Source organism: Mesorhizobium sp. M0968 (genome assembly GCF_040319065.1).
Lineage (GTDB): Bacteria > Pseudomonadota > Alphaproteobacteria > Rhizobiales > Rhizobiaceae > Mesorhizobium.
Window position 1 is genome coordinate 40,866 of sequence record NZ_JAMYNL010000021.1, and the last position, 25,023, is coordinate 65,888.

Here is a 25,023-nt window from a genome sequence, read left to right on the forward strand (position 1 = left end):
AGAGAAAAGATGGCCGACGACAGTCCTTTCACCATCGATGCCGATTGGTTACAGAAGCGGCTCGGCGAACCCGGCCTGACGATTGTCGACGCGTCCTGGTATCTGCCGGCGCAAAAGCGTGACGCGCGCGCCGAGTACGACGCAGCGCATATTCCAGGCGCCCGCTTCCTCGACCAGGATGCGGTTTCGGACCCCGACGCGGCTCTGCCGCACACGCTGCCGTCGCCGCAGCATTTCGCGCAATATGTCGGCGCGATGGGTATTTCGGCCGATGACACGATTGTTGTCTATGACGGGCCAGGGTTCTTTTCTGCACCGCGCGCCTGGTGGTTGTTTCGCGTCATGGGCGTGTTCCAGGTCTATATACTCGACGGCGGGTTCGATCGTTGGAAAGCCGCCGGACGGCCGGTGACGGCGGAGCCGACGAAGATCGCGCCTTGCGTGTTTTATGCCAACTTCGATGCCGCCCGCGTCGCCAGCCTTGCCGACATGCGCCGGATCGTCGAGACGGGGGAGAGCCAGATCGCCGACGCGCGCTCGCCTGGCCGTTTTGCCGGCACCGAGCCGGAGCCGCGCCCCGGCATACGCTCCGGCCATATGCCGGGCGCGCACAACGTGCCATTTTCGGCGCTTTCGGAAAACGGCGAATTGTTGCCGAAGGACAGGCTGCGCAAAGTGATCGAAAGAGCCGGCATCGACCTGTCGAAGCCGGTCGTCACCTCCTGCGGGTCGGGCGTCACCGCGGCAGCTGTCACGCTGGCTTTGGAGACGCTTGGCCATGCCGACAACAGGCTTTATGACGGTTCATGGACCGAATGGGGCGGGCTTTCCGACACGCCCGTCGTGACGGGCAAGGACTGACGGGGATGGAAGACGGATCGCTGGAAGACATCGACGTCACCGTGACGTTTCTCGAAATGCATGTGCCACCTGCCTATTCGCCGCCGCTGCCGTACAACCGCCAGATCGCGCTGCTCAAGACCAAAGACATTCCGCTGCATTTCTACCGCTATTTGATGGATCGGGTGGGCCGCAAATGGCACTGGGTCAATGTGCTGAGGCTGAGCGACGAGGAGCTTGCGGCGGGCATCCACCGCGAGGACCGCGACATCAGGGTGCTTTATCTGGATGGTGCGCCGGCCGGCTTCTTCGACCTCAAGCCGCATTTGCCGGAGGAAGTGGAACTCGCTTATTTCGGAATGATGGAGCACGCGACCGGGCAAGGCATCGGCCGCTGGTTCCTCGGTGCGGCAATCGCCGCGGCATGGTCGCACGGGCCAAAGCGGGTGACGGTGCAGACCTGCACCCTCGATCACCCAGCAGCACTGCCGCTCTATCAAAAACTCGGCTTTACGCCAGTGGCGCAAAAAAAGGAGGTCGTACATCCGATGTCTTTTGCCGAGCGCGCGGCCAGCGTCATGCGGCCCTGATTTTCAGGCCCGTTCATCCGCGCTTCAGCTTGTCTTTGCAATGTCCCAGAGTCTCTGGATCAACACTCAAAGGCGAGCTCGACTTGAATGAGCTTGGCTCTTTCCATATCGCTATCGTCTAAAAACCCGATGGGTGATGGAGGATCGCACGATGGCAATACGCGTGGTAATGGCCGGCGCGACCGGCTGGGTCGGCAAAGCGCTGGTTCCGGCGATCGGGGCGCAGGGCGACATGGCGCTGGCCGGGGCTGTATCACGCAGCGGCGCGGGGCAGGATTCCGGTCTGCTGGTTGGTATGCCGGCTAATGGTATTGCCGTTTCGGCCTCGCTGGCCGAGGCGCTGGAGGCGCCGTCGGACGTGCTGGTCGACTTCACCAAGCCGCATGTCGTGAAAGACCATGTGCTGCTCGCCATCGACAACGGACGGCACACGGTGATCGGCACGTCGGGACTGGGAGCTGCCGACTATGCCGAGATCGACGCCGCGGCGCGCGCCAATGGCGTCGGCGTTGTTGCCGCTGGCAACTTTTCCATCACCGCCACGCTGATGAAGCGGTTTGCACTTATGGCGGCAAAATACGTGCCGGATGTCGAGGTCATCGATTATGCTAGTGCAAAGAAGCCCGACGCGCCCTCCGGAACCGCACGAGAGCTTGCTGAAGCGCTGGCCGACATCCGCAAGGCCTCAACGGCAAAGCCGGTCTCCGAGGTCTCCGGCGTGCCGGCCACACGCGGTGGTGCGGTCGGCGCAGGCGAGGGGGTGCAAGTGCACGCGCTTCGCCTCCCGTCCTACATCCTGTCCTGCGAGGCGCTGTTCGGTTTGCCAGACGAGCGGCTGACCATACGCCATGACGCCGGCTCGTCCGCAGCGCCTTACGTGGCGGGCACGCTGCTCGCCATCAGACGGGTACAGCAGATCAAAGGTCTGGTTCGTGGTCTCGACGCGCTGATGGATTGATCCATTTCGGCAGGAATCGGGTGGGAAGCTCGGCTTTGGGAGCATAATTTCCGGTCAAGGAGAACCGGAGATTTCGCCATGACCGTGAAATTCAAAGCCTTGCCGACCGATGCGGTCCGCGCACTTCAGCGCGGCGGAGCGGACGCTTATGGCCTGAAACCAGAGCAGAAGGTTTCGGACGGCGACGGAGTGCCTTGCCGTCACTGCCTGAAGAACGTTGCTGCGGGAGAAGACTATCTTGTTCTGGCCTATCGGCCTTTTCCGGAGCTGCAGCCTTATGCTGAAACCGGGCCGATCTTCCTGCATGCGGTAGAATGCGAACGCGCCGCCGAGGTGGAAGTGGCTCCCGAAATCCTCGAAAGCAGCGATTACATCGTGCGCGGCTACGGCAAGGACGACCGCATCGTTTACGGCAGCGGCGGCGTCACTCCGACCGACGCCATTGCCGCACGGGCAGAGACGTTGTTCGAACGCGACGACATCGCTTACGTCCACATCCGCTCGGCGCGCAACAATTGCTATCAGTGCCGGATCGACCGCGCGTAACCGGACAGGCTGCACCGGCTTGGGGCTGTCGTACTCCCGTCGCATACAAGCGGTAGAAAGACACTGTCGATCGATTTGCCGACCGCGGATGAACCGGCGGGAATTTTCGACAACCGAGGAAGCGGGGCTTTGGCTCCGCTTTTTTGTTGTCCGGTTATTCCGCGCGCCCGACACTTTTCAGTTTTTCGACATAAGAAAAACCCGTCGGACGAATCCGACGGGCACTGGAGAGGCAGATTCGGACAGCTCAGGCGGCGAGAACGGCCTTCGGCTCGACCAGCTCGTAACCGAGCGCTTCGGCCACTGCACGATTCGTGATCTTGCCCTTGTGGACGTTCAGCCCGTTGCGCAGATGGTGGTCGTCTACCAGCGCCTTGAGGCCCTTGTCGGCGAGCTGCAGGCCATAATGCAGCGTCGCATTATTGAGCGCGTGGGCCGAGGTGACCGGCACCGCACCCGGCATGTTGGCGACGCAATAGTGGATGACGCCGTCGACCTCATAGGTCGGCTCGGCATGGGTGGTGGCGTGCGAGGTCTCGAAGCAGCCGCCCTGGTCGATGGCGACGTCGACCAGCACGGCGCCTTTCTTCATGCCCGACAGCATCTCGCGCGTCACCAGCTTGGGCGCTGCTGCCCCCGGGATCAGCACGGCGCCGACGACGATGTCAGCCGAAAAACATTCTTCTTCCAGCGCCTCGACGGTCGAGTAGCGGGTGTGGACGCGGCCGCCAAAGATGTCGTCGAGCTGACGCAGGCGCGGGATCGAGCGGTCAATGATGGTGACGTCGGCGCCAAGGCCGGCGGCCATCCGTGCAGCATGCAGGCCGACGACGCCGCCGCCGAGCACGGTTACCTTGCCGGGGAGCACGCCGGGCACGCCGCCAAGCAGCACGCCGCGGCCGCCATTGGCCTTTTGCAGCGCCGTTGCACCCGCCTGGATCGACAGGCGGCCGGCAACTTCCGACATCGGCGCCAAGAGCGGCAGACCGCCGCGCTCGTCGGTGACGGTCTCGTAGGCTATCGCGGTCACGCCGGAGGCCAGCAGGCCCTTGGTCTGCTCCGGATCCGGGGCAAGATGCAGATAGGTATAGAGGATCTGGCCGTCGCGGAGCTGAACCCATTCGTTGGGCTGCGGCTCCTTGACCTTCACGATCATGTCGGACTTGGCAAAAACGTCGGCTGCCGTCTTGGCGATCGTGGCGCCGGCGGCACGATACGCGTTGTCGTCGGCGCCGATGCCGGCGCCGGCGCCGGTCTCGATCAGCACTTCATGGCCATGCGCGACATATTCGCGGACCGAACCCGGCGTCAGGCCGACGCGATATTCGTGATTCTTGATTTCCCGGGGGCAGCCGATGCGCATCGTTCTTCTCCTGATCCGGCCCTTTGGGGCTCGTTCCCTGTCTAGAGATAGTGAACCACGAATCGTTCGGTAAGTGTTTGCGAATGCGCTTGCCTGAGAAGCCACTGTTCGATAATCGTTGCGCGAAACATTAGAATTGTCGCAGGAACCCGCAAAAATGCCGCTCGACAGGATTGATATCGCCATTCTCGAGACGTTGCAGAAGGATGGGCGGATACCCAACGCAGCGCTCGCCGAGAAGGTCGGCCTGTCCCAGTCGGCCTGCTCGCGGCGGCTGGACAATCTGGAGAAATCCGGAACCATCCGCGGCTATCACGCCCGGCTGTCCAACGCTGCACTTGGGCACCAGATGACGGCGATCGTGCATATATCGCTGTCCGGGCAATTCGAGAAGACGTTGTCGGATTTCGAGGCAGCGATAAAGCGCTGCCCGAACGTCTTATCCTGCCATTTGATGTCGGGCGAATATGACTACATCCTGCGCATAGCGGCAAAGGATCTCGTCGACTACGAACGTATCCACAAGGAGTGGCTGTCGGCAATGCCGCATGTGACGAAGATCAATTCGTCCTTTGCCTTGCGCGAAATCGTCGATCGCACAGCCGTGGGAATGAAGCCTGAACTCGCCTAGGCCCCGAACTCGCCTAGGCCTTGGATGCCTCAGTCACCACACGGTCCATCGGAATATCGTGCGGCTGCGGGTAGATGGTGGTGATGCGCTGCAACTCGTAGCCGACGCCGATGACCAGCGGCTTGAACGGCATCGCGGCAAGCGTGCGATCGAAGAAGCCGCCGCCATAACCCAAGCGGAACTGCCCGGGATCGATGCCGACGATCGGCGAAATGACGACGTCGGGCAACACCGGATCACCGTCAGCCGGTATCGGGATATTCCAGACGCCCTTCTCCAGCCGGTCTCCGTGGGCATAGGCGCGAAAGACAAGCGGCCGGTCTTTCTCGACGACGACGGGCAACGCCGTGCGCCCGCCTCGCGCGTTAACGGTTTCCATCCAAGGACGCAGGTCCGGCTCGCCGCGAAACGGCCAGTAGAGGCTGACCAAACGGCCGGCGATGTCGCCGATCACCGCGTCGAGCCCTTCGGCAATACGCTGCGACATAGCTGCGCGCGTGTCGGCTGAAACGGCAAGGCGGGATGCGATCAACCGCTCGCGCTCGGCCTTGCGCCAGCGCCTTACGTCGGTCCAGTCGGATAGCGGCGCTTGGAACTCCGGATCGAGCTCGTGCATAAAACAAGGCGGCGAGGCGTACTGCGCTGAGCCTTCGTCTTCATCGCTAGCCATGCTTCACCTGCAATATACAGTTCCAACCAAGTAGTATCCTGGACGCAGGCTATATCCGGGAACGAGTCCGCGGCATGCGTATTCACGACATCAAGCGACGACTCCCAGGTAGTTGCAGCGCAGGCATTGCTGCACTGCACAACGATACTTACATCAGCCTTGGCGAGAGGGATGAGCGAGATGAACACAGCCAACCATCACGTCGTCGTCGTAGGTGCCGGTTTCGGCGGCCTCGAGTTCACCCGCGCACTAGCCGGTTCGCCGGTGCGCATCACGATGATCGACAGGCGCAATCATCACCTTTTTCAGCCGCTGCTCTACCAGGTGGCGACGACGGCGCTGGCCACCTCCGAAGTCGCCTGGCCGATCCGCCATCTTCTGCGCAGGCGCAAGGACGTGACGACGCTGCTCGCCACCGTTACCGGCATCGACCGCACCGGCAAGCGCGTGCTGCTGCAGGACGGCGGCACGGTCGCTTACGACACGCTGGTGCTGGCCACCGGCGCGCGGCACGCCTATTTCGGCCATGACGAATGGGAACCGTTCGCCCCTGGCCTGAAGACGCTGGAGGACGCCACCACCATTCGACGGCGTATTCTTTTGGCTTTCGAGCAGGCCGAGCGGGAAACCGATCCCGCCCAGCGCCAGGCATTGCTGACCCTGGCGATCGTCGGCGGCGGGCCGACCGGCGTGGAACTGGCCGGCACCATTGCCGAGCTGGCGCACGACACGCTGCGCGGCGAGTTCCGCAACATCGACACGCGGCAGACGCGTGTGGTGCTGATTGAGGCCGGTGACCGCATCCTCTCCAATTTCGCTCCCGAACTCTCCGATTATGCAACGAAGGCGCTCGAACGGCTCGGCGTGACCGTCGAACTCGGCCGGGCGGTTACGCGCTGCGATGCCGAGGGTGTCGTCTTCGGCGACACACATTTGCCGGCCAGGACAATCCTGTGGGCGGCGGGCGTCGCCGCTTCGCCGGCCGCCGAATGGCTCGGCGCGGCAGCGGACCGCGCGGGCAGGGTGCTTGTCGAGCCCGACTTGAGTGTGCCGGGAAACCCGGAGATTTTCGTCATCGGTGACGCAGCGCACGTCCTGCGGCCGGATGGCCGGCTGGTGCCGGGCGTCGCGCCCGCCGCCAAGCAGCAGGGACGGCATGTCGCCGCCACGATCAAGGCAAGGCTTACCGGTGACACGACACCGCGTCCTTTCAGCTACAGGCATGACGGCGACCTGGCGACGATCGGCAAGCGCGCCGCGGCCATCGATTTCGGCTGGATCAAGCTTACCGGCCGGCTTGCCTGGTGGCTATGGGGCTTGGCGCATATCTACTTCCTGATCGGCTTTCGTAACCGGCTTGCGGTTTCCCTGAGTTGGCTATGGATCTACTTCACCGGTCAGCGCAGCGCGCGGCTGATCACGCAGGGCGACGACGACAAGGGCTGATTGTTCGCTGCCGGACATTCATCGGCGCGTCACCTCCTCTTGATGGAATCGGCTTCTGGACTCGACTGGATTTCGGCGCGAAGCTTTGCTTCGGGCAGGACTTGTCACGTCGTGGAAGAAAGAGAAAACGAATGTCCCAATTGCGCCACCTCGTCTCACGCCGCGATTTCCTCGCCGGCGTCGCCGCCAGCGGAGCGCTGATCATGCTGCACCCGTTCTCCGCCCGGGCTCAAGCCAATCAGGCGCATCTGAGGATTATGGAGACGACCGACATCCACGTGAATGTGCTGCCTTACGACTACTACGCCGACAAAGCTAACGACACGATGGGGCTGTCGCGAACGGCATCGTTGATTGAAGCCGTGCGCAAGGAAGCAACCAACGCGATGCTGATCGATAATGGCGACCTTCTGCAAGGCAACCCGATGGGCGACTACATCGCCTACGAGAGGGGGATGAAGGATGGCGATCTGCATCCGGTCATGAAGGGCATGAACCTGCTCGGCTACGAATGCTCGACGCTCGGCAACCACGAGTTCAACTACGGCCTGTCGTTCATGGACAAGGTGCTGGCCGGTGCCAATTTCCCATTTGTCTGCGCGAATTTGATCCGCGGCACGGAGCTCGCCGCGAACCCGCGCGACGACAGGCTTTATCTCAAGCCTTACGTCATCCTCGACAGGAAGATCAAAGACGGGTGGGGGGCCGAGCAACCGATCAGGATCGGCATCATCGGCTTCGTGCCGCCGCAGATCATGGTCTGGGACTTGAAAAATCTCGAGGGCAGCGTCAAAACACGCGACATCGTCGAGGCGGCCAAGGCGTGGGTGCCGCAAATGAAGGAAGAAGGCGCCGACATCGTCATTGCGCTCTCCCATTCCGGCATCGACGTGAAGCAAAGTGACATGATGGAGAACGCCTCCTTCTTCGTTGCCGGTGTCGAAGGTATCGATGCGGTGTTCACCGGTCACCAGCATCTGGTCTTCCCCGGCAAGAAGGACTTTCAGTCGCTGGAAGCCGTCGATACGGCGAAAGGCACGTTGCAAGGCAAGCCCGCCGTCATGGCCGGCTTCTGGGGCTCGCACATGGGGCTGATCGATCTGTTGCTGGAGCGCGACGGATCGACGTGGAAAATCGTCTCGGCGACCTCTGAGGCCAGGCCGATCTTTGAGCGGGTCGACAAAACGAACAAGCCGACCGTCGCGGACGACCAGCGCATCATCGACGCGCTCAAACCGGACCACGAGGCGACGCTTGCCTATGTGCGCCGGCCGGTCGGCAAAACCTCGGCGCCGCTCTATTCCTATTTTGCGCTGGTCGCCGATGATCCATCGGTGCAGATCGTCAGCCAGGCGCAGACCTGGTACTTGAAGGACATCCTGAAGAACACAGAGTGGAAGGATATGCCGCTGTTGTCGGCGGCGGCACCGTTCAAGGCGGGCGGGCGCAACGGCGCCGACTATTACACCGACGTGGCGGTGGGCGATATCGCCATCAAGAACGTCGCCGACCTCTACCTCTATCCAAACACGGTGCGCGCCGTTGAAATCACCGGGGCAGAGGTGAAAGAATGGCTGGAAATGTCGGCCGGCATCTTCAACCGGATCGAACCGGGCAAAGCCGACCAGGCGCTCATCAACACTGACTTCCCATCCTATAATTTCGACGTGATCGACGGCGTCACATACAAGATCGATCTGTCGCAGCCACCGAAATATGATTCGAAGGGCGGGCTGGTGAATGCTGGCTCGACCCGCATCATTGACTTGATGTTCGACGGCAAACCGATTGACCCCAAGCGGAAATTCGTCGTCGCCACCAACAACTACCGAGCCGGCGGCGGGGGCAATTTCCCGGAGATCAATGCCTCGAAGATCATCTACGAAGCGCCCGACACCAACCGCGATGTGATCGTGCGCTATATCGTCAGCAAAGGCACCATCAACCCGTCGGCGGACGCCAACTGGTCGTTTGCGCCACTGCCGGGAACCCGCGTCGTATTCGAGACCGGCGCCAAGGCGAAGGAGTTTATTGCGCAAGTGAAGTCGCTGAAGATCGAGCCGGCGGGCGAGGGCGAAGCGGGCTTTGCAAAATACCGCATCACTCTTTGAGGCGAGGATTTGAACGTCGGCTCGAAACTGTCTCAGCGTTAAGATACTGCCCCGATACGGCCAATCCGTTTGAGACAGGGGGCCTCTTCAAGCAGGTGGTGCGAAACGCCGCTTGACGGCGGCATGACCGGATCCAGCGCGTCCGTCGAAATCCCGCCGGAATAATGGTGTGGCAGTCGGTCGATCGAGGCGGGAAGCGGTCGTCGAAGCCGAGCGGGGTTATCTTTCCAAGGCGCCCTGTGGCGGTAGCGCCATTCTGGCCAGCAAGCATCGCAGCAGACAGACCACAAAGGCCATTAAATTCGGGGAAGGGTCCCCAGCAGCGTTGGAATCGCTATGGTTGCAACCGTCCATATGCGCTAGTTTTAGTCATGCGTTATGTCATCGTCATCACGACTGTCACCTTTTTCCTGATCTGGGACGGCATTTACAACCAAGGCCGCTACCTCGACAGGACGGTCAGGGAGGTGACCCGCATCGTGCACTATGTAACGAGCATGGTGTAGTTTCTCTTCGCAGCTATGGTTCGCAGACGCGACAAACCTGCCGATTGACGGCACGCTGCCGCTGACACAAAAGAACGCCGGTCCAACGGTCGAGGAGGCTGGGTTGATCCGGCATATCGTTTTCTTCAGCGCACGGCATAAAGCGGATGTCGAGGCAGTGCGCACGGGCCTCCTGGCGCTTGGCAAGATACCTCATTCGCGTCATTTCGAGGTAACGCTCAACACCAAGGTCGACCCGCTCTCGGATGAGATCGATGTGGTCGTCTACGCCGAGTTCGAGGACGAAGCGGCGCTCGCCGCCTACAAGGCGCATCCGCTCTATGCAGAGACGACCAGCCGGGTCAAACCGCTACGCGAATTGCGTTATTCGGCCGACATCGTTGCAAGTTGACCGCCCTCAAGGCAGATTTGACGTCGCGGAGGAGCTCCGCGCCGTAGCCCGCTTCACTCCGTCTGAGCCGCGGAGGTTTCGGTCAGATCGACGCCCGGCCGCTTTGGAGCGTTCCAGATCAGCACGGCGATAACTGCTATCGCAATAACGGCTAGGGCGATGAAAAGGTCTCTTCCCATGGCAATGAGCTAGGATGATTTTTGCGGGCGGCAAGTCGGCTCCTCGCGGCCGAGGCCTGCGATCGCCGCTGAGGCACCGGCTAAGCCCTTGAACCATTTTCAGGAATGAGGCACATCGCGCGGGACATGACCGAAAACACCCCCGCAAGGCCTCATCCGCTCGATCACCTGGTGCTGCCGACAGCAAGCCTCGATGTTGCGCGGGCGCGCTTGACCCTGCTCGGCTTTACCGTTGCGCCGACAGGTATCCACCCTTTCGGAACGCAAAACTGCTGTGTTTTTCTCACCGACGGCACCTATGTCGAGCCGCTCGCGGTCGCTGACCGGCAGGCCGTGGCAACGGCGATCGCGAACCGCAATGTCTTTGTCGTGCGTGATCGCACGTATCGCGAAGAAAACGGCGATGAAGGATTTTCTGCCGTGGCGCTGGGCACCGAAAGCGCCGCCGCGGACCACGCGCGCTACATGGAAGCCGGTCTGTCGGCGGGAGACGCGCTAAGCTTTTCGCGCGCCTTCACCGATGCGGCGGGAAAGAGCGATACCGCATCGTTCAAACTGGCCTTCGCGGCTACAGGCAAGACAGCGGACGCTTTTCTCTTCGCCTGCGAGCGGATCAATGCGCCGAACGTCGACCGCACTGCGTTGCAGGCCCACGCTAATGGCGCAACCGGCATTGTCGAAGTCGTGGCAGTCACTGGCGAACCTTTCGAACAAGGCCGTTTGATTTCGATCGCAGCCGGAATCGAGGCGCAGGGCGGCGGCACTGTCTATGAGCTGCCGAATGCCGTCGTGACCGTTCTGGATCCTGCAGCCTATTCGGCACGCTTCGGCATTCCTGCCGGCGCACCATCTGAACTCCGCTTTGCTGGGATCGTCTTTTCGATTAGGCACGGCGATGCCGTCGCCAAGCTGCTTGCAGCCAATTCTGTGGAACACCACATGCGCGGCGGTGATACCATCGTGCCGCCGGCGCCAGGGCAGGGCGCAGCCTTCATTTTCCGGGAGATCGCATGAACAAGCTCAATCCACTGATGCCGAACTCTTCCGTTGCGGTCGGCAAAGTCATTTTCGGCAACAGCGCGCCCCTATCGCTGATCACTGGTCCATGCCAGCTGGAATCGCGGCAGCACGCTTTCGACATGGCCGGTGCGCTAAAGGAATTGACCGACAGGCTCGGCATTGGGCTCGTCTACAAGACCAGCTACGACAAGGCCAATCGCACCTCGCTTGGCGGCACGCGCGGCGCGGGACTTGAAGCGGCAATGCCGATCTTCGACGACTTGCGCAAGAATTTTGCCTTGCCGATCCTGACCGACGTCCACACTGAGGAACAATGCGCGATCGTCGCGCTTCATGCCGATATCCTGCAGATTCCTGCCTTCCTCAGCCGCCAGACCGATTTGCTGATTGCTGCGGCAAAAACCGGCAAGGTGGTCAATGTGAAGAAGGGGCAATTCCTCGCGCCGTGGGACATGAAGAACGTCGTCGCCAAAATCATTGGCTCCGGCAATGCCAATGTCTTGGTCACCGAGCGCGGCGCATCCTTTGGTTACAATACCCTGGTGTCTGACATGCGGGCGCTGCCGATCATGGCCGAGATCGGCGCGCCGGTGATTTTCGATGCCACCCATTCCGTGCAGCAGCCGGGTGGGCAGGGCGGTTCGTCTGGAGGCGACCGGCGCTTTGTCGAGACGCTGGCGCGCGCGGCCGTCGCGGTTGGCGTCGCCGGCGTCTTCATCGAGACGCACCAGGACCCCGACAACGCGCCTTCCGACGGTCCCAACATGGTGCCGCTAAAGGATCTTCCCGCATTGCTTGAACGGCTGATGGCGTTCGATCGCATTGCCAAAAGCGTGGGTTGAACCAGCAGTTGCGCCACAGCAGCGCCGCCAGGAAAACTTTGAAGAATTTCGAACCTGCCTGGAACCTTAGCCCGCGGCCATCATTGTCAAAATCTAATGTCAACGACGACGAGGAGCACACCATGACGACCCAGACGGGACACACCGAAGCCATCGCCGCTTCGCGGGTTATCGGCACATCGGTCTACAATACGGAAGGCACGCATATCGGCGACATCGAGGACGTCATGCTCGACAAACTGTCGAACGGAATCATGTTTGCCGTGATCGGTTTTGGTGGATTTCTCGGCATCGGCGAGAAATACCACGCCATTCCGTGGGCGAGCCTTGACTATGACGAGAACAAGGGCGGCTATGTCGTGCCGTTCACCAAAGACCAGCTGATGGCCGCTCCTTCCTATTCGATCAACGAGTTGACCGGCGCCGACGGCGAGGCCGCGCGTGATGCCTCATACAACTACTACAAGGTCGAGCCTTACTGGCACTGACCTTACTGGCACTGACTAAGTCTCCTGGAATCAAAAAGGCCCCCGGGAAATCGGGGCCTTTCGATGTGGCGGGATGCTACTGCGCAATCTGCAGGGCCGGCAAAGGCGACGATCCCTGCGGGGGTTGCTGATTGTCGCACGACGTCAGGAACGCAGCCGCGATCAGGAACAAACTCACAATACCGCTCAACTGGGACATGGCGAAACTCCTCCTGTTTCGCCCCGCGCGACAACAGCCATAAACCAGAAACCGGCATGCCGCGTATGACAAATGATGACAGCGCTTCGTGCTTCGTGAATCCGTAGCGCACGGGCAATATTTGCAAGTGCCCCGATTGCGTTTTGCGGCGCTTTGGCTAAGAGGTGCGCGACGCTTCAATCGATCAATCGGGGACATCGCAATGACGGCCATCATCGACATTGTCGGGCGTGAAATCCTGGACAGCCGCGGAAATCCGACCGTCGAGGTCGACGTCGTGCTCGAAGACGGCTCGATGGGTCGCGCCGCGGTGCCGTCCGGCGCCTCGACCGGCGCGCATGAGGCGGTCGAACTGCGCGATGGCGGCCCCCGCTATCTCGGCAAGGGCGTGCTCACTGCGGTCGAGGCGGTGAACGGCGAGCTGTTCGAGGCGATCGGCGGCATGGAGGCAGAGAATCAGATTCATATCGACCAGACCATGATCGAGCTCGATGGTACGCCCAATAAGAGCCGGCTCGGCGCCAATGCCATCCTCGGCGTGTCGCTGGCTGTGGCCAAGGCTGCGGCCGAAGCCGCCGACCTGCCGCTCTATCGTTATGTCGGCGGCACCAAGGCCCATGTGCTGCCGGTGCCTATGATGAACATCATCAATGGCGGCGCGCATGCCGACAACCCGATCGATTTCCAGGAATTCATGATCCTGCCGATCGGCGCGCCGACGCTGCGCGACGGCGTGCGCTGGGGCTCGGAGATCTTTCATACGCTGCGAAAGAAGCTGAAGGACGCCGGCCATAACACCAATGTCGGCGACGAGGGCGGCTTTGCCCCCAACCTGAAGAGCGCGCCGGCCGCGCTCGACTTCATCATGGAATCGATCGAGCAGGCTGGCTTCAAGCCCGGCCAAGAGGTTGCGCTGGGCCTCGACTGCGCGGCGACCGAATTCTTCAAGGGTGGCAACTACGTCTATGAAGGCGAGAGGAAAACCCGCGACCCGAAGGTGCAGGCCAGATATCTGGCCAAACTTGCTGCCGACTACCCGATCATCACCATTGAGGACGGCCTGGCGGAGGATGACTGGGACGGTTGGAAAATACTGACCGATCTCATCGGCAAGCAAACGCAGCTGGTTGGCGACGATCTGTTCGTCACCAACACGGCGCGGCTGCGCGACGGCATCCGCATGGGTGTCGCCAATTCGATCCTGGTCAAGGTCAACCAGATCGGCTCGCTTACCGAAACGCTCGACGCCGTCGAGACCGCGCACAAGGCCGGCTATACCGCGGTGATGTCGCACCGCTCGGGCGAGACCGAGGATTCGACCATCGCCGACCTCGCCGTTGCCACCAATTGCGGGCAGATCAAGACGGGCTCGCTGTCACGCTCGGATCGCATGGCCAAGTACAACCAGCTCATCCGCATTGAGGAGGAGCTCGGCAAGCAGGCGCGATATGCCGGCAAGTCGATCGTGAAAAGCTGATTTCGAGAGAAAATCCGTGGCGGCGAGGGCGGGGACATTCCCGCCCTTTTTTGCTTCCTGGCTCTGAATCCAACAGGCTGTAACCGTCCATTAAGCACAATCGGGCGACAAAGGCGGCGTAGAGGATTCGGACCATGTGGACACGCCAGCACAAGCAAAGAAACACCGGCCGGCTGATCATCCCCTCGCTCTGCGTGGTGTTCCTGACTTATTTCGGCTTCCATGCCTATCATGGCGAGTTCGGCATCTATTCCAAGTATCAGCTCGAAGCTGAGACTGCCGAATTGCAGGGCAGGCTCGATGCCGTCAGGGCGCGCCGGATCGATCTCGAGCGCCGCGTTCAGCTGATGCATGAGGGCACCCTGGAGAAGGACATGCTGGACGAGCAGGCGCGCAAGGCGCTTAATCTGTCCCACGCGGACGAGATCACCATCATGCTGCCGGTTGCAAGATAACCTGATTTCAGTTAATCGGTGATATTTGCAATGATTTTAATTGCTTAGATGCATGACAGCCATGCGTTTTCGGCATGGCGAAAGCCTTCCCTGCATGTTAGCCTGCCTCAAATCGGTGGGAGAACTGATCTCCCTCGCTGTCCGCCAAGAGACGCCAACAGGGAGTGATGCATGGCCACCGCCACCAGAAAAGCGCCTGCCAAATCCAAATCGGACGGCAAAACGCCGGGCCTTTCCACCCCAAAGCCTGTTGAATTCACCAAAGACCAGGAGCTTGCCGCCTACCGGCGCATGCTGCTCATCCGCCGCTTCGAGGAAAAGGCCGGCCAGCTTTACGGCATGGGCTTCATCGGCGGTTTCTGCCACCTCTACATCGGGCAGGAAGCGGTCGTTACCGGCATGAAGATGGCGCTGATCGATGGCGACCAGATGATCACCGCCTATCGCGACCATGGTCATATGCTGGCCATGGAGTTGTCGCCGCGCGGCGTCATGGCCGAACTGACCGGGCGCCGTAGCGGCCTGTCCAGAGGCAAGGGCGGCTCGATGCACATGTTCTCCAAGGAGAAGCATTTTTACGGCGGCCACGGCATCGTCGGCGCGCAAGTGTCGCTCGGCACCGGCATTGCGTTCGCCAACCGCTATCGCGGCAACAACAATGTGACGCTGACCTATTTCGGCGATGGCGCGGCGAATCAAGGCCAAGTCTACGAAAGCTTCAACATGGCCTCGCTGTGGAAGCTTCCGGTGATCTACATCATCGAGAACAACCGCTACGCCATGGGCACCTCGGTCTCGCGCTCGTCGGCCGAGACGGATTTCTCGCACCGCGGCGCGTCCTTCAAGATTCCAGGCATCCAGGTCGACGGCATGGATGTGCGCGCTGTAAAGGCAGCCGGCGACCTCGCCGCCGAATGGTGCCGCGCCGGCAACGGGCCGCTCATTCTCGAAATGCAGACCTATCGTTACCGCGGCCATTCGATGTCGGATCCGGCTAAATACCGCTCCAAGGAAGAAGTGCAGAAAATGCGCTCCGAACGTGACCCGATCGAGCAGGTCAAGGCGCGGCTGCTCGATAAGAAATGGGCAAGCGAGGACGAACTCAAGGCCATCGACAAGGAAGTCCGCGACGTTGTCGCCGACGCCGCAGAATTTGCCCAGAACGACGCGGAGCCAGATCCGTCCGAGCTCTGGACCGACATCGTACTTTAACGAGAGGGCAAGGACATGCCGATCGAAATACTCATGCCCGCCCTCTCGCCGACCATGGAAGAGGGTAATGTTTCGAAGTGGTTGAAGAAAGAAGGCGACAAGGTCGCGGCCGGTGACGCCATTGCCGAAATCGAGACCGACAAGGCAACGATGGAAGTCGAAGCCGTCGACGACGGCACGCTTGCCAAGATCGTGGTTCCTGCCGGCACCGAAGGCGTCAAGGTCAACACACTGATCGCTGTGCTGGCCGTCGATGGCGAAGACATCGACGAGGCGGGCGAAGGCATTGGCGAGGAGGCTGTCGTGTCGCAAGCGGCAGCGCCCGCGGCTGCTCCGCCCCCCGTTGCTGCTCCGGCCAAGAGCGAAGCGGCAGCACCTGTTGCCGCCGCACCCAGGCTGGAAATTGCCGCCGATCCGGACATCCCGGCCGGCACCGAAATGGTCTCGACCACGGTGCGTGAAGCGTTGCGCGACGCAATGGCTGAGGAAATGCGCCGCGACGGCGACGTCTTCGTCATGGGCGAGGAAGTCGCCGAGTACCAGGGCGCCTACAAGATCACACAAGGCCTGTTGCAGGAATTCGGTCCGCGGCGCGTAGTCGACACGCCGATCACCGAGCACGGCTTTGCCGGCGTTGGTGTTGGCGCGGCGATGGCCGGCCTGAAGCCGATCGTCGAATTCATGACCTTCAACTTCGCCATGCAGGCGATCGACCAGATCATCAATTCAGCCGCCAAGACGCTCTACATGTCCGGCGGCCAGATGGGCGCCCCGATCGTCTTTCGCGGCCCGAACGGCGCGGCTGCCCGCGTCGCCGCGCAGCATTCGCAATGCTATGCCGCCTGGTACAGCCATGTTCCCGGGTTGAAGGTGGTGATGCCCTATACCGCCGCCGACGCCAAGGGTCTGCTCAAGGCGGCGATCCGTGACCCGAACCCGGTCATCTTCCTCGAGAACGAAATCCTTTACGGCCACTCCTTCGACGTGCCGAAGATGGACGATTTCGTGCTGCCGATCGGCAAGGCGCGCATTCACAAATCCGGCAAGGACGTGACCATCGTCTCGTTCGGCATCGGTATGACCTACGTGATCAAGGCCGAGGCGGAGTTGCGCGGCATGGGCATCGATGCCGAGATAATCGACTTGCGCACCATCCGCCCGCTCGACTTCGACACGATCATCGCCTCGGTCAAAAAGACCAATCGCCTCGTGGTGGTCGAGGAAGGCTTTCCGCAGAACTCGGTCGGCGACCATATCGCCAACCAAATTTCGCAGCGCGCCTTCGATTTCCTCGACGCACCGGTCATCACCATTGCCGGCAAGGACGTGCCGATGCCCTATGCGGCGAACCTCGAAAAGCTGGCGTTGCCCAATGTCGGCGAGGTCGTCGAGGCGGTCAAAGCCGTCACGTATCGCTGAGCAGGGCGGGAGGACAAAATGCCGATCAACATCACCATGCCGGCGCTTTCGCCCACAATGGAAGAGGGCAACCTTTCCAAGTGGCTGGTCAAGGAAGGCGACAAGGTCTCGCCGGGCGACGTGATTGCCGAGATCGAGACGGACAAGGCAACGATGGAAGTCGAAGCCGTCGACGAAGGCACGGTTGCCAAGCTGGTGGTTCCGGCCGGCACTGAAGGCGTCAAGGTCAATGCGCTGATCGCGGTATTGGCGGCTGAGGGGGAGGATGCTGCTTCTGCCGTCAAAAGCGGTGATGGCGCTGCGCCGGCCAAGGCTGAGGCTCCGAAAGCGGAAGCCGCCAAAGCGGAAACATCAAAGCCCGAAGCGTCGAAGCAGGAGCCTGCCGCACCTACGCCTAAGGCGGACGCGGTGCTGGTCGCCAACGGCCACGCAAACGGTGAGCGCATCTTCGCCTCGCCGCTGGCCCGGCGCATCGCCAGCGAAGCTGGTATAGATGTCGCGGCGCTGACAGGCTCCGGCCCCCGCGGCCGCGTGGTAAAGGCCGATGTCGATGCCGCAATTTCCAGTGGCGGCGCCAAGGCGGCACCAGCAGCAAAAGCGGCGCCCGCCGGCGCTCCGGCGCCTGCGGCCGCAGCACCCAAACCAATGTCCGACGAGCAGGTGCTCAAACTGTTTGCCGAAGGCTCCTACGAGCTGGTCCCCCACGACAATATGCGCAAGACCATTGCGCGGCGGCTGGTCGAGGCCAAAACCACCATCCCGCATTTCTATCTGACGCTCGACTGCGAGCTCGACGCGCTTCTGGCCCTGCGCACGCAGATCAATGCGGCCGCCCCGGCGAAGAAGACCGAGAAGGGCGAAACGCCGGCCTACAAGCTTTCGGTCAACGACATGGTTATCAAGGCTCTGGCCATGGCGCTGATGGCGGTGCCGGATGCCAATGTGTCGTGGACAGAAAACGCCATGGTCAAGCACAAGCATGCCGATGTCGGCGTTGCCGTGTCGATCCCCGGCGGCCTGATCACCCCGATCATCCGGCGTGCCGATGAAAAGACGCTGTCCGTCATCTCCAACGAGATGAAGGATCTTGCCGGCCGCGCCCGTAGTCGCAAGCTGAAACCGGAAGAATATCAGGGCGGCACCACGGCGGTGTCCAATCTCGGTATGTTCGGCGTCAAGGATTTTTCTGCCGTCATCAACCCGCCGCATGCGACGATCCTGGCGGTCGGCGCCGGCGAGCAACGCGCAGTGGTGAAGAACGGCGAGATCAAGATCGCCACGATCATGTCGGTGACGTTGTCGACCGATCACCGCGCCGTCGACGGTGCGCTCGGCGCCGAGTTGCTCGTCGCCTTCAAACGCATGGTCGAAAACCCGATGGGCATGCTGGTTTAAGAGAGGGGAACAGGGCGGTGCGGAAATTCTTCACCAGCCTTTTTGCTTTTTTTCTTTCCGGTTTGGCGGGCGGATTGGTGGCGCAGTGGCTCGCCGTCGCCACCAATGCCGACGTAGAGTACATCCTTGTGTTCATGATCTCGGTTCTCGTCACCGTCCTCGTGACGGTCGCGTTCTTCATCGCACAATTCATGTCGGACCCACGACGGGCAACAAAGCTGACGGCGACCATAGGGGTAGCGTTTTTTGTGCTCGTTGGAGTTGCCCTGATCGGCTGGACTTTCTCCCAGCCCCCAGGCAAGAGCCAGTGGTCGGGCGATCTTCCCGTAGTCGCCGGTCTCGTTCTGCCGGGCATCGCTACAGTGCTGGTCCAGTGGCTTTTCGTGCGCTGGCGATTGGCGCGCTCGCAACCAGGTTTCGGCGGGGCAGGCACATGAAGACGGTCCTCTGCTACGGCGATTCGCTGACCTGGGGCTATGACGCGGCAAACCTCGGCCGTCATCCGCCGGCGGATCGCTGGCCGAGCGTGCTGCAGGCAACATTGGGCAGCGGCGTCGAGGTCATCGCCGAAGGCCTGAATGGCCGAACCACCGCCTTCGACGATCACTTGGCCGGGGCGGACCGCAATGGCGCAAGGCTGTTGCCAACAATCCTGACGACGCACGCACCGATCGACTTGATCGTCATCATGCTCGGAGCCAACGATATGAAGCCGTGGATTCACGGTAATCCGGTCGCGGCCAAACAAGGCATGCAACGCCTGATCGACATCGTGCGCGGTCACGATTACCCGTTCGATTGGCCGGCGCCGCAGATCCTGATCGTCGCGCCGCCCGTAGTCAGCCGCACGGAAAACGCCGAGTTCAAGGAAATGTTCGCCGGCGGCGATGACGCGTCAAAGCGGCTGGCGCCGCAATATTCCGCCCTTGCCGACGAGGCCGGCTGCGGCTTCTTCGATGCCGGCACGGTGGCCAAAACCACGCCGCTCGACGGCGTCCACCTGGACGCGGAAAACACGCGGAACGTCGGGCAAGCGCTGGCGCCGCTCGTGCGCCTCATGTTGGAATTGTGAAGGAGAAAGCCGTGGCTGAGAACTACGACGTCATCATCATCGGCTCCGGCCCCGGCGGCTATGTCACTGCAGTGCGTTCGGCCCAGCTTGGCTTCAAGACGGCGATCGTCGAGCGCGAGCACTTGGGCGGCATCTGCCTCAACTGGGGCTGCATTCCGACCAAAGCGCTGCTGCGCTCCGCCGAGATCATGCACTATTCGGATCATCTGAAGGACTACGGCCTGAAGATCGATGGCAAGGTCAGCGTCGACACAGCCGCCGTCGTCGATCGCTCGCGAAAGGTCTCGCTGCGGCTCAACGGCGGCGTCGGCTTCCTGATGAAAAAGAACAAGGTTGACGTCATCTGGGGCGAAGCCAAGCTGACCAAACCTGGCGAGATCGTCGTGTCGAAATCGTCGAAGAAGCCGATGGAGCCGCAGCCGCCGGCGCCCAAGGGCGTCAAGGGCGAGGGCACCTACAGCGCCAAGCATATCATTCTGGCGACCGGAGCGAGGCCGCGCGCATTGCCCGGCATCGAGCCGGACGGCAAGTTGATCTGGACCTATTTCGAGGCCATGGTGCCGAAAGAGATGCCGAAATCGCTGCTGGTGATGGGCTCGGGCGCCATCGGCATCGAGTTCGCCTCGTTCTACCGCACCATGGGCGCCGAGGTGACGGTGGTCGAACTGCTGCCGGCTGTGATGCCGGTCGAGGACGCCGAGGTCTCGAAATTCGCGCAGAAGCAGTTCGAGAAGCAGGGCATGAAGATCATTCTAGAAGCCAAGGTGACCAAGGTCGAGCAGGGCACTAACTCGGTCACGGCGCATGTCGAGATGAAGGACGGCAAGGTCGAGAAGATCACCGCCGATCGTATGATCTCGGCCGTCGGCGTACAGGGTAACATCGAAAACCTCGGCCTCGAGACGCTCGGCGTGAAGACGGACCGCGGTTGCGTCGTCGTCGACGGCTACGGCAAGACAAATGTGCCGGGCGTCTACGCCATCGGCGACGTTGCCGGACCGCCGATGCTCGCCCACAAGGCCGAGCATGAGGGCGTGGTCTGTGTGGAAAAGATCGCCAATTTCCCCGGCGTGCATGCCATCGACAAGCTGAAGATCCCGGGCTGCACCTATTGCAATCCGCAAGTCGCCTCGGTCGGACTGACGGAAGCCAAAGCGAAAGCCGATGGCAAGGACATCCGCGTCGGCCGCTTCCAGTTCGCCGCAAACGGCAAGGCGATTGCGCTGGGCGAAGACCAAGGTTTCGTCAAGACCATTTTCGACAAGAAGACCGGCCAGTTACTGGGTGCCCACATGGTCGGCGCAGAAGTAACCGAACTGATCCAGGGCTTCGTCGTGGCGATGAATCTGGAGACCACCGAGGAAGAGCTGATGCACACGATCTTCCCGCACCCGACGCTGTCGGAGATGATGAAGGAGAGTGTACTCGACGCCTATGGTCGCGCACTGAATGCATGATAAATTAGTTGGGGCGAGTCTCACACGGAAGACACAGAGGAACTCGACGGCAGAGCAATTCGTTTCGCAGGCATCATCCATCATACAAGGAGAGGGCATATGGAAATGAACGGCGTGGGCTGGGTTGCAGCCATCATCATCGGTGGCCTGGCGGGGTGGCTGGCCGAGATGGTCATGAAGAGCAATACCGGCATCCTCATGAACATCATTCTCGGCATTGTCGGCGCAATCGTGTTGAACGCCATCTTGCAGGCCCTGAACATCGGCATCTTCGGCGTCGGCTGGATAGCCTATCTGATCACCGGCTTCATCGGTGCCTGCATTCTGATTGCGGTCGGACGACTGGTGCGCCGCTAACCTCTGTCGGCACTTGCTATGCGAAAAAGGTCACCGCGGCATGCGTGATCGCGGCCTTTTTCTTTTCGCCGAAAAGTCCTAGATGACGTGGGTAGAGCGAGCGCTGGACAAGCGCTTGCCAATGAGCCGGGTTTCACATGGTCACCGTCCTCGACACGATTGCCAATGCGCCGCGCCTGCGGCATCCCGAAAAGGCGCACAAGCCGGATCAGGACGTACTGCGCAAGCCTGACTGGATCCGCGTCAAGGCGCCGATGTCGAAAGGCTATGCCGAGACGCGCGAAATCGTGAAGTCTCACAAACTGGTGACGGTTTGCGAAGAGGCGGGCTGCCCCAATATCGGCGAGTGCTGGGAGAAGAAGCACGCCACCTTCATGATCATGGGCGAGATCTGCACGCGGGCCTGCGCCTTTTGCAATGTCGCCACCGGCATCCCGACCGCACTCGATCCCGACGAGCCGGCGCGCGTCGCGCATGCGGTCAAGCAAATGGGCTTGAGCCATGTCGTCATCACCTCCGTCGATCGCGACGATCTGGCCGACGGCGGGGCCCAGCATTTTGCTGATGTCATCCGTGCGATCAGGGCAGCAACCCCGTCGACGACGATCGAAATCCTGACGCCCGATTTCCTGCGCAAGGACGGTGCGCTGGAGATCGTGGTGGCGGCCAGGCCGGATGTTTTCAACCATAATCTCGAGACCGTGCCGTCTAACTATCTGACGGTTCGGCCGGGCGCGCGCTATTTCCACTCGATCAGGCTCTTGCAGCGGGTCAAGGAGCTTGACCCCTCGATCTTCACCAAGTCCGGCATCATGGTCGGCCTTGGCGAGGAGCGGAACGAAATTCTGCAGCTGATGGACGATTTGCGTTCGGCCAATGTCGACTTCATGACCATCGGCCAATATCTGCAGCCGTCGAAGAAGCACCATCCGGTGATCCGCTTCGTCACGCCGGAGGAATTCAAGTCCTTTGAGACGATCGGCAGGACCAAGGGCTTCCTGCTGGTAGCGTCGAGCCCGCTGACGCGCTCGTCGCACCATGCCGGGGACGACTTTGCCAGGTTGCGCGCGGCGCGCGAAGCGTTTCTCAAAAAGTCCGCCTAACACTGGTTTTATGCCACAATTCGAAGCCCATCGCCGCGTTGCGCATACGCCGGAGCAGATGTTCGCTCTGGTCGCCGATGTCGAATCCTATCCGCAATTCCTGCCGCTTTGCGAGGCACTGACGGTTCGCTCACGCAAGGAACGCGACGGGCGCACCTTGCTCATCGCCGACATGAGCATCGGCTACAAGGCGATCCGCGAGACCTTTACCACGCAGGTGCTGCTGAAGCCGGACGAGAACGCCATAGATGTCAAATACATCGACGGCCCTTTCAAATATCTGAGCAATGTCTGGCGCTTCGACCCGGCGGACGGCGCTGGTTGCAACGTCTGCTTCTTTATCGACTACGAGTTCAAGAGCCGCATTTTGGGTGCGTTGATGGGAACCATGTTCGACCGCGCCTTCCGCATGTTCTCCGAGGCGTTCGAGAAACGGGCCGAAATCATCTACGGCGCGCCATCGACGGCCTGATCCGCAGCGAGCGCGCGCAGACCCAGTTCAAGCGCATGACGGACCGTCTCCCTGCGGATGTAATCGCGGCCCTTGTCGGCGAACAGCTGGCATTCGCTGACTACCGGCCGGCCAGCCACGGCAACGCCGAACCAGACCAGGCCGACAGGTTTTTCCGCCGAGCCGCCGTCCGGACCGGCGATGCCGGTCACCGCCAGGGCGAGCCCGGCCGGCGAATGCGCCAAGGCTCCGGCCGCCATCTCCACCGCAGTCTCGCGCGAGACCGCGCCGTGCCCCTCGAGCGTAGCGGCCGAGACGCCGAGCATCTCGGTCTTGGCCTGGTTGGAATAGGTGATGAAGCCGCGATCGACCACCGCGGAAGAGCCGGCGATGTCGGTCAGCGCGGCGATGATCATGCCGCCGGTGCAGCTCTCCGCCGTCGCCAGCATCATGCCGCGCTGCTGGCAGGCCTTAAGCAGGGCATCTGCGAGACCGCTATTGCTCATTCAGGGACATCCCCTGGAAATACAACGCTGGCAGTCGCGATGGCCGCTATGCCTTCCTCACGGCCGACGAAGCCGAGCTTCTCATTGGTTGTCGCCTTGATCGAGATGCGATCGCGCGAAATTCGCAGCATTGCCGAAAGCGCTTCGGTCATGGCCTCGCGATGCGGGCCGACGCGCGGCGCCTCGCAGATCAGGGTGATATCGGCGTTGGCGATGCGTCCGCCGCGCGCGCGCACCAGCTTCACCGCGTGTTCGACGAAGATGCGTGAAGCGGCCCCTTTCCACTGCGGGTCGGAGGGCGGGAAATGCGTGCCGATGTCACCGGCGCCGCAGGTGGCGAGCAGGGCGTCGGTCAAGGCGTGGAGACCGACATCGGCATCCGAATGGCCGGACAACTTCCTATCGTGTGGAATGGCGACGCCGCACAGGGTGACATGGTCGCCGGGCACGAACGCATGGACGTCATAGCCATTGCCGGTTCGGATGTCGGGAAAACGCGGGGCGCTGGAAAGCCGCTGATCCGCCATTGCAATATCCCGTGCCCAGGTCAGTTTGACGTTGTCCGGCGAGCCGGGAACGATCTTCACCGGAATATGCGCCCATTCGGCGATTGCCGCATCGTCGGTGAAATCCGCTTTGCCCAGATGATGAGCCTTTTCGTGCGCAGCCAGGATCGGCCAGAACGGAAAGCCTTGCGGTGTCTGTGCGGCATGAAGCCCGGCCCTGGACACGGTTTCGCCGATCATGCCTTCGGCCGTTTCGCGCTTGAGCGTATCGGCAACGGGCAAGGCAGGCAGTGCCCCCTGGCGCTCGCCAATGGCGGCGATCGTGCGGTCTATCAGTTCCGCATCGACAAACGGCCGGGCCGCATCATGGATCAAGACCCGGCCCGGCGCATTGCTTCTCAACGCCAGCAGTCCAAGGCGGACGGACTCCTGCCGTGACGTACCGCCGGTCACCGCGACGACACGGTCGGCGTTCGCACCGGCCGCACGGCGGAAAAGCGCGCCGTCGTCGGCATGGATAGCAACGACGACAGGTCCAATCTTCGGATGCGTCAGAAAGGCGCCGAGCGTGCGTGCGATAACGGCGCCGCCGCCGATTTGCTGGTACTGCTTCGGCCCCTTGGCCTGTCCGGCGCGCGCGCCGCGGCCGGCAGCAACGATGACCACGGCGACCTTGTCGTCCGCAGCTTGCTTTTCGCTCGCATCTCTCATGCCGAGACGCTTAACGCATGATCCCGAAAAGTGGTATCGCTTTTGGAAGACCCAGGATTGATGCGGTGCGGCGATCCGTATTTTTCCCAAATGCGCCTTAATGTCACGACATTGCGCGTTGC

At 61.6% G+C, this 25,023-nt stretch carries 28 protein-coding genes; 23 read left to right on the forward strand and 5 right to left on the reverse strand.

Annotated features, from left to right (window positions below; translation table 11 throughout):
* The first annotated feature begins 9 nt into the window (after positions 1-9).
* The 4 genes from sseA (at position 10) to NKH67_RS26300 (ending at position 2,934) form a co-directional block, all read left to right on the forward strand.
* Positions 10-861: a 3-mercaptopyruvate sulfurtransferase gene (gene sseA, locus NKH67_RS26285; protein WP_352502942.1), complete on the forward strand. Its 852-nt coding sequence runs from the start codon at positions 10-12 to the stop codon at positions 859-861.
* 5 nt (positions 862-866) lie between these two features.
* Entirely contained in the window at positions 867-1,430 is a 564-nt protein-coding gene (locus NKH67_RS26290; protein WP_352448953.1) for a GNAT family N-acetyltransferase, read from the forward strand.
* Positions 1,431-1,581: 151 nt separating this feature from the next.
* Positions 1,582-2,388, forward strand: coding sequence for a 4-hydroxy-tetrahydrodipicolinate reductase (dapB, locus tag NKH67_RS26295; protein WP_352448952.1), 807 nt, complete (start codon positions 1,582-1,584; stop codon positions 2,386-2,388).
* A gap of 78 nt (positions 2,389-2,466) precedes the next feature.
* Positions 2,467-2,934, forward strand: coding sequence for a DUF1203 domain-containing protein (locus NKH67_RS26300; RefSeq protein WP_352502941.1), 468 nt, complete (start codon positions 2,467-2,469; stop codon positions 2,932-2,934).
* Between the two features lie 247 nt (positions 2,935-3,181).
* On the opposite strand, the gene ald is transcribed toward NKH67_RS26300, so the two are convergent.
* Positions 3,182-4,297 carry an alanine dehydrogenase gene (gene ald / locus NKH67_RS26305; protein ID WP_352502940.1) on the reverse strand — a complete coding sequence of 372 codons (1,116 nt, stop codon included), beginning with the start codon at positions 4,295-4,297 and terminating at the stop codon, positions 3,182-3,184.
* Positions 4,298-4,454: 157 nt separating this feature from the next.
* Between ald and NKH67_RS26310 the strand changes: the two genes are divergently transcribed.
* Complete coding sequence (locus tag NKH67_RS26310; protein WP_023675099.1) at positions 4,455-4,928, forward strand: Lrp/AsnC family transcriptional regulator; 474 nt, start codon at positions 4,455-4,457, stop codon at positions 4,926-4,928.
* A gap of 13 nt (positions 4,929-4,941) precedes the next feature.
* Here NKH67_RS26310 and NKH67_RS26315 read toward each other — a convergent pair whose 3' ends face one another.
* A complete protein-coding gene (locus NKH67_RS26315; protein WP_352471829.1) occupies positions 4,942-5,598 on the reverse strand; it encodes a 5-formyltetrahydrofolate cyclo-ligase in 657 nt (218 codons plus the stop codon).
* A gap of 180 nt (positions 5,599-5,778) precedes the next feature.
* Between NKH67_RS26315 and NKH67_RS26320 the strand changes: the two genes are divergently transcribed.
* The 7 genes from NKH67_RS26320 (at position 5,779) to NKH67_RS26350 (ending at position 12,581) form a co-directional block, all read left to right on the forward strand.
* Entirely contained in the window at positions 5,779-7,044 is a 1,266-nt protein-coding gene (locus NKH67_RS26320) for an NAD(P)/FAD-dependent oxidoreductase (RefSeq protein WP_352502939.1), read from the forward strand.
* 131 nt (positions 7,045-7,175) lie between these two features.
* Positions 7,176-9,155: a bifunctional 2',3'-cyclic-nucleotide 2'-phosphodiesterase/3'-nucleotidase gene (locus tag NKH67_RS26325; RefSeq protein ID WP_352502938.1), complete on the forward strand. Its 1,980-nt coding sequence runs from the start codon at positions 7,176-7,178 to the stop codon at positions 9,153-9,155.
* Between the two features lie 371 nt (positions 9,156-9,526).
* Positions 9,527-9,661: a hypothetical protein gene (locus NKH67_RS26330; RefSeq protein WP_292655342.1), complete on the forward strand. Its 135-nt coding sequence runs from the start codon at positions 9,527-9,529 to the stop codon at positions 9,659-9,661.
* A 103-nt stretch (positions 9,662-9,764) separates the two neighbouring features.
* Positions 9,765-10,052, forward strand: coding sequence for a Dabb family protein (locus NKH67_RS26335; protein ID WP_254817185.1), 288 nt, complete (start codon positions 9,765-9,767; stop codon positions 10,050-10,052).
* A gap of 305 nt (positions 10,053-10,357) precedes the next feature.
* Positions 10,358-11,245, forward strand: coding sequence for a VOC family protein (locus NKH67_RS26340; RefSeq protein WP_352502937.1), 888 nt, complete (start codon positions 10,358-10,360; stop codon positions 11,243-11,245).
* Complete coding sequence (gene kdsA / locus NKH67_RS26345; RefSeq protein ID WP_352502936.1) at positions 11,242-12,093, forward strand: 3-deoxy-8-phosphooctulonate synthase; 852 nt, start codon at positions 11,242-11,244, stop codon at positions 12,091-12,093. Before NKH67_RS26340 ends, kdsA begins: the two co-directional genes overlap by 4 nt.
* A 122-nt stretch (positions 12,094-12,215) precedes the next feature.
* Positions 12,216-12,581, forward strand: a complete 366-nt coding sequence (locus NKH67_RS26350) for a PRC-barrel domain-containing protein (RefSeq protein ID WP_023675091.1) — start codon at positions 12,216-12,218, stop codon at positions 12,579-12,581.
* 76 nt (positions 12,582-12,657) lie between these two features.
* Here the strand turns inward: NKH67_RS26350 and NKH67_RS26355 are convergent, their stop codons facing one another.
* Positions 12,658-12,780, reverse strand: coding sequence for a hypothetical protein (locus NKH67_RS26355; RefSeq protein ID WP_084642452.1), 123 nt, complete (start codon positions 12,778-12,780; stop codon positions 12,658-12,660).
* Between the two features lie 202 nt (positions 12,781-12,982).
* Between NKH67_RS26355 and eno the strand changes: the two genes are divergently transcribed.
* From eno to NKH67_RS26410, 11 genes are all read left to right on the forward strand, one after another.
* The gene (gene eno / locus NKH67_RS26360; RefSeq protein ID WP_352502935.1) at positions 12,983-14,257 is read left to right on the forward strand and encodes a phosphopyruvate hydratase; all 1,275 of its coding nucleotides are present in this window, start codon (positions 12,983-12,985) and stop codon (positions 14,255-14,257) included.
* A gap of 134 nt (positions 14,258-14,391) precedes the next feature.
* Positions 14,392-14,712: an FtsB family cell division protein gene (locus tag NKH67_RS26365; protein ID WP_023675088.1), complete on the forward strand. Its 321-nt coding sequence runs from the start codon at positions 14,392-14,394 to the stop codon at positions 14,710-14,712.
* Between the two features lie 171 nt (positions 14,713-14,883).
* Positions 14,884-15,924, forward strand: a complete 1,041-nt coding sequence (pdhA, locus tag NKH67_RS26370) for a pyruvate dehydrogenase (acetyl-transferring) E1 component subunit alpha (RefSeq protein WP_352502934.1) — start codon at positions 14,884-14,886, stop codon at positions 15,922-15,924.
* A 15-nt stretch (positions 15,925-15,939) separates the two neighbouring features.
* On the forward strand, positions 15,940-17,343 hold the full coding sequence (locus tag NKH67_RS26375) for a pyruvate dehydrogenase complex E1 component subunit beta (RefSeq protein WP_352502933.1): 1,404 nt from the start codon (positions 15,940-15,942) through the stop codon (positions 17,341-17,343).
* A gap of 18 nt (positions 17,344-17,361) precedes the next feature.
* Positions 17,362-18,738: a pyruvate dehydrogenase complex dihydrolipoamide acetyltransferase gene (locus tag NKH67_RS26380; RefSeq protein ID WP_352502932.1), complete on the forward strand. Its 1,377-nt coding sequence runs from the start codon at positions 17,362-17,364 to the stop codon at positions 18,736-18,738.
* 17 nt (positions 18,739-18,755) lie between these two features.
* Positions 18,756-19,175: a hypothetical protein gene (locus tag NKH67_RS26385; protein ID WP_352448942.1), complete on the forward strand. Its 420-nt coding sequence runs from the start codon at positions 18,756-18,758 to the stop codon at positions 19,173-19,175.
* On the forward strand, positions 19,172-19,810 hold the full coding sequence (locus tag NKH67_RS26390; protein ID WP_352502931.1) for an SGNH/GDSL hydrolase family protein: 639 nt from the start codon (positions 19,172-19,174) through the stop codon (positions 19,808-19,810). Before NKH67_RS26385 ends, NKH67_RS26390 begins: the two co-directional genes overlap by 4 nt.
* Positions 19,811-19,821: 11 nt before the next feature.
* On the forward strand, positions 19,822-21,267 hold the full coding sequence (gene lpdA / locus NKH67_RS26395; RefSeq protein ID WP_352471838.1) for a dihydrolipoyl dehydrogenase: 1,446 nt from the start codon (positions 19,822-19,824) through the stop codon (positions 21,265-21,267).
* 99 nt (positions 21,268-21,366) lie between these two features.
* Entirely contained in the window at positions 21,367-21,624 is a 258-nt protein-coding gene (locus NKH67_RS26400) for a GlsB/YeaQ/YmgE family stress response membrane protein (RefSeq protein ID WP_292655302.1), read from the forward strand.
* Positions 21,625-21,761: 137 nt separating this feature from the next.
* Positions 21,762-22,727: a lipoyl synthase gene (gene lipA, locus NKH67_RS26405; RefSeq protein ID WP_352471839.1), complete on the forward strand. Its 966-nt coding sequence runs from the start codon at positions 21,762-21,764 to the stop codon at positions 22,725-22,727.
* Positions 22,728-22,737: 10 nt separating this feature from the next.
* Positions 22,738-23,199 (forward strand): type II toxin-antitoxin system RatA family toxin, encoded by a 462-nt coding sequence (locus NKH67_RS26410; RefSeq protein WP_352471840.1) that lies wholly within the window; start codon positions 22,738-22,740, stop codon positions 23,197-23,199.
* Here the strand turns inward: NKH67_RS26410 and NKH67_RS26415 are convergent.
* Both NKH67_RS26415 and NKH67_RS26420 read right to left on the reverse strand, forming a co-directional pair.
* Positions 23,175-23,684 carry a CinA family protein gene (locus NKH67_RS26415; protein WP_352502930.1) on the reverse strand — a complete coding sequence of 170 codons (510 nt, stop codon included), beginning with the start codon at positions 23,682-23,684 and terminating at the stop codon, positions 23,175-23,177. The genes NKH67_RS26410 and NKH67_RS26415 overlap by 25 nt on opposite strands.
* Positions 23,681-24,901, reverse strand: a complete 1,221-nt coding sequence (locus NKH67_RS26420; protein ID WP_352502929.1) for a bifunctional 2-C-methyl-D-erythritol 4-phosphate cytidylyltransferase/2-C-methyl-D-erythritol 2,4-cyclodiphosphate synthase — start codon at positions 24,899-24,901, stop codon at positions 23,681-23,683. Before NKH67_RS26420 ends, NKH67_RS26415 begins: the two co-directional genes overlap by 4 nt.
* Positions 24,902-25,023: the final 122 nt, after the last annotated feature.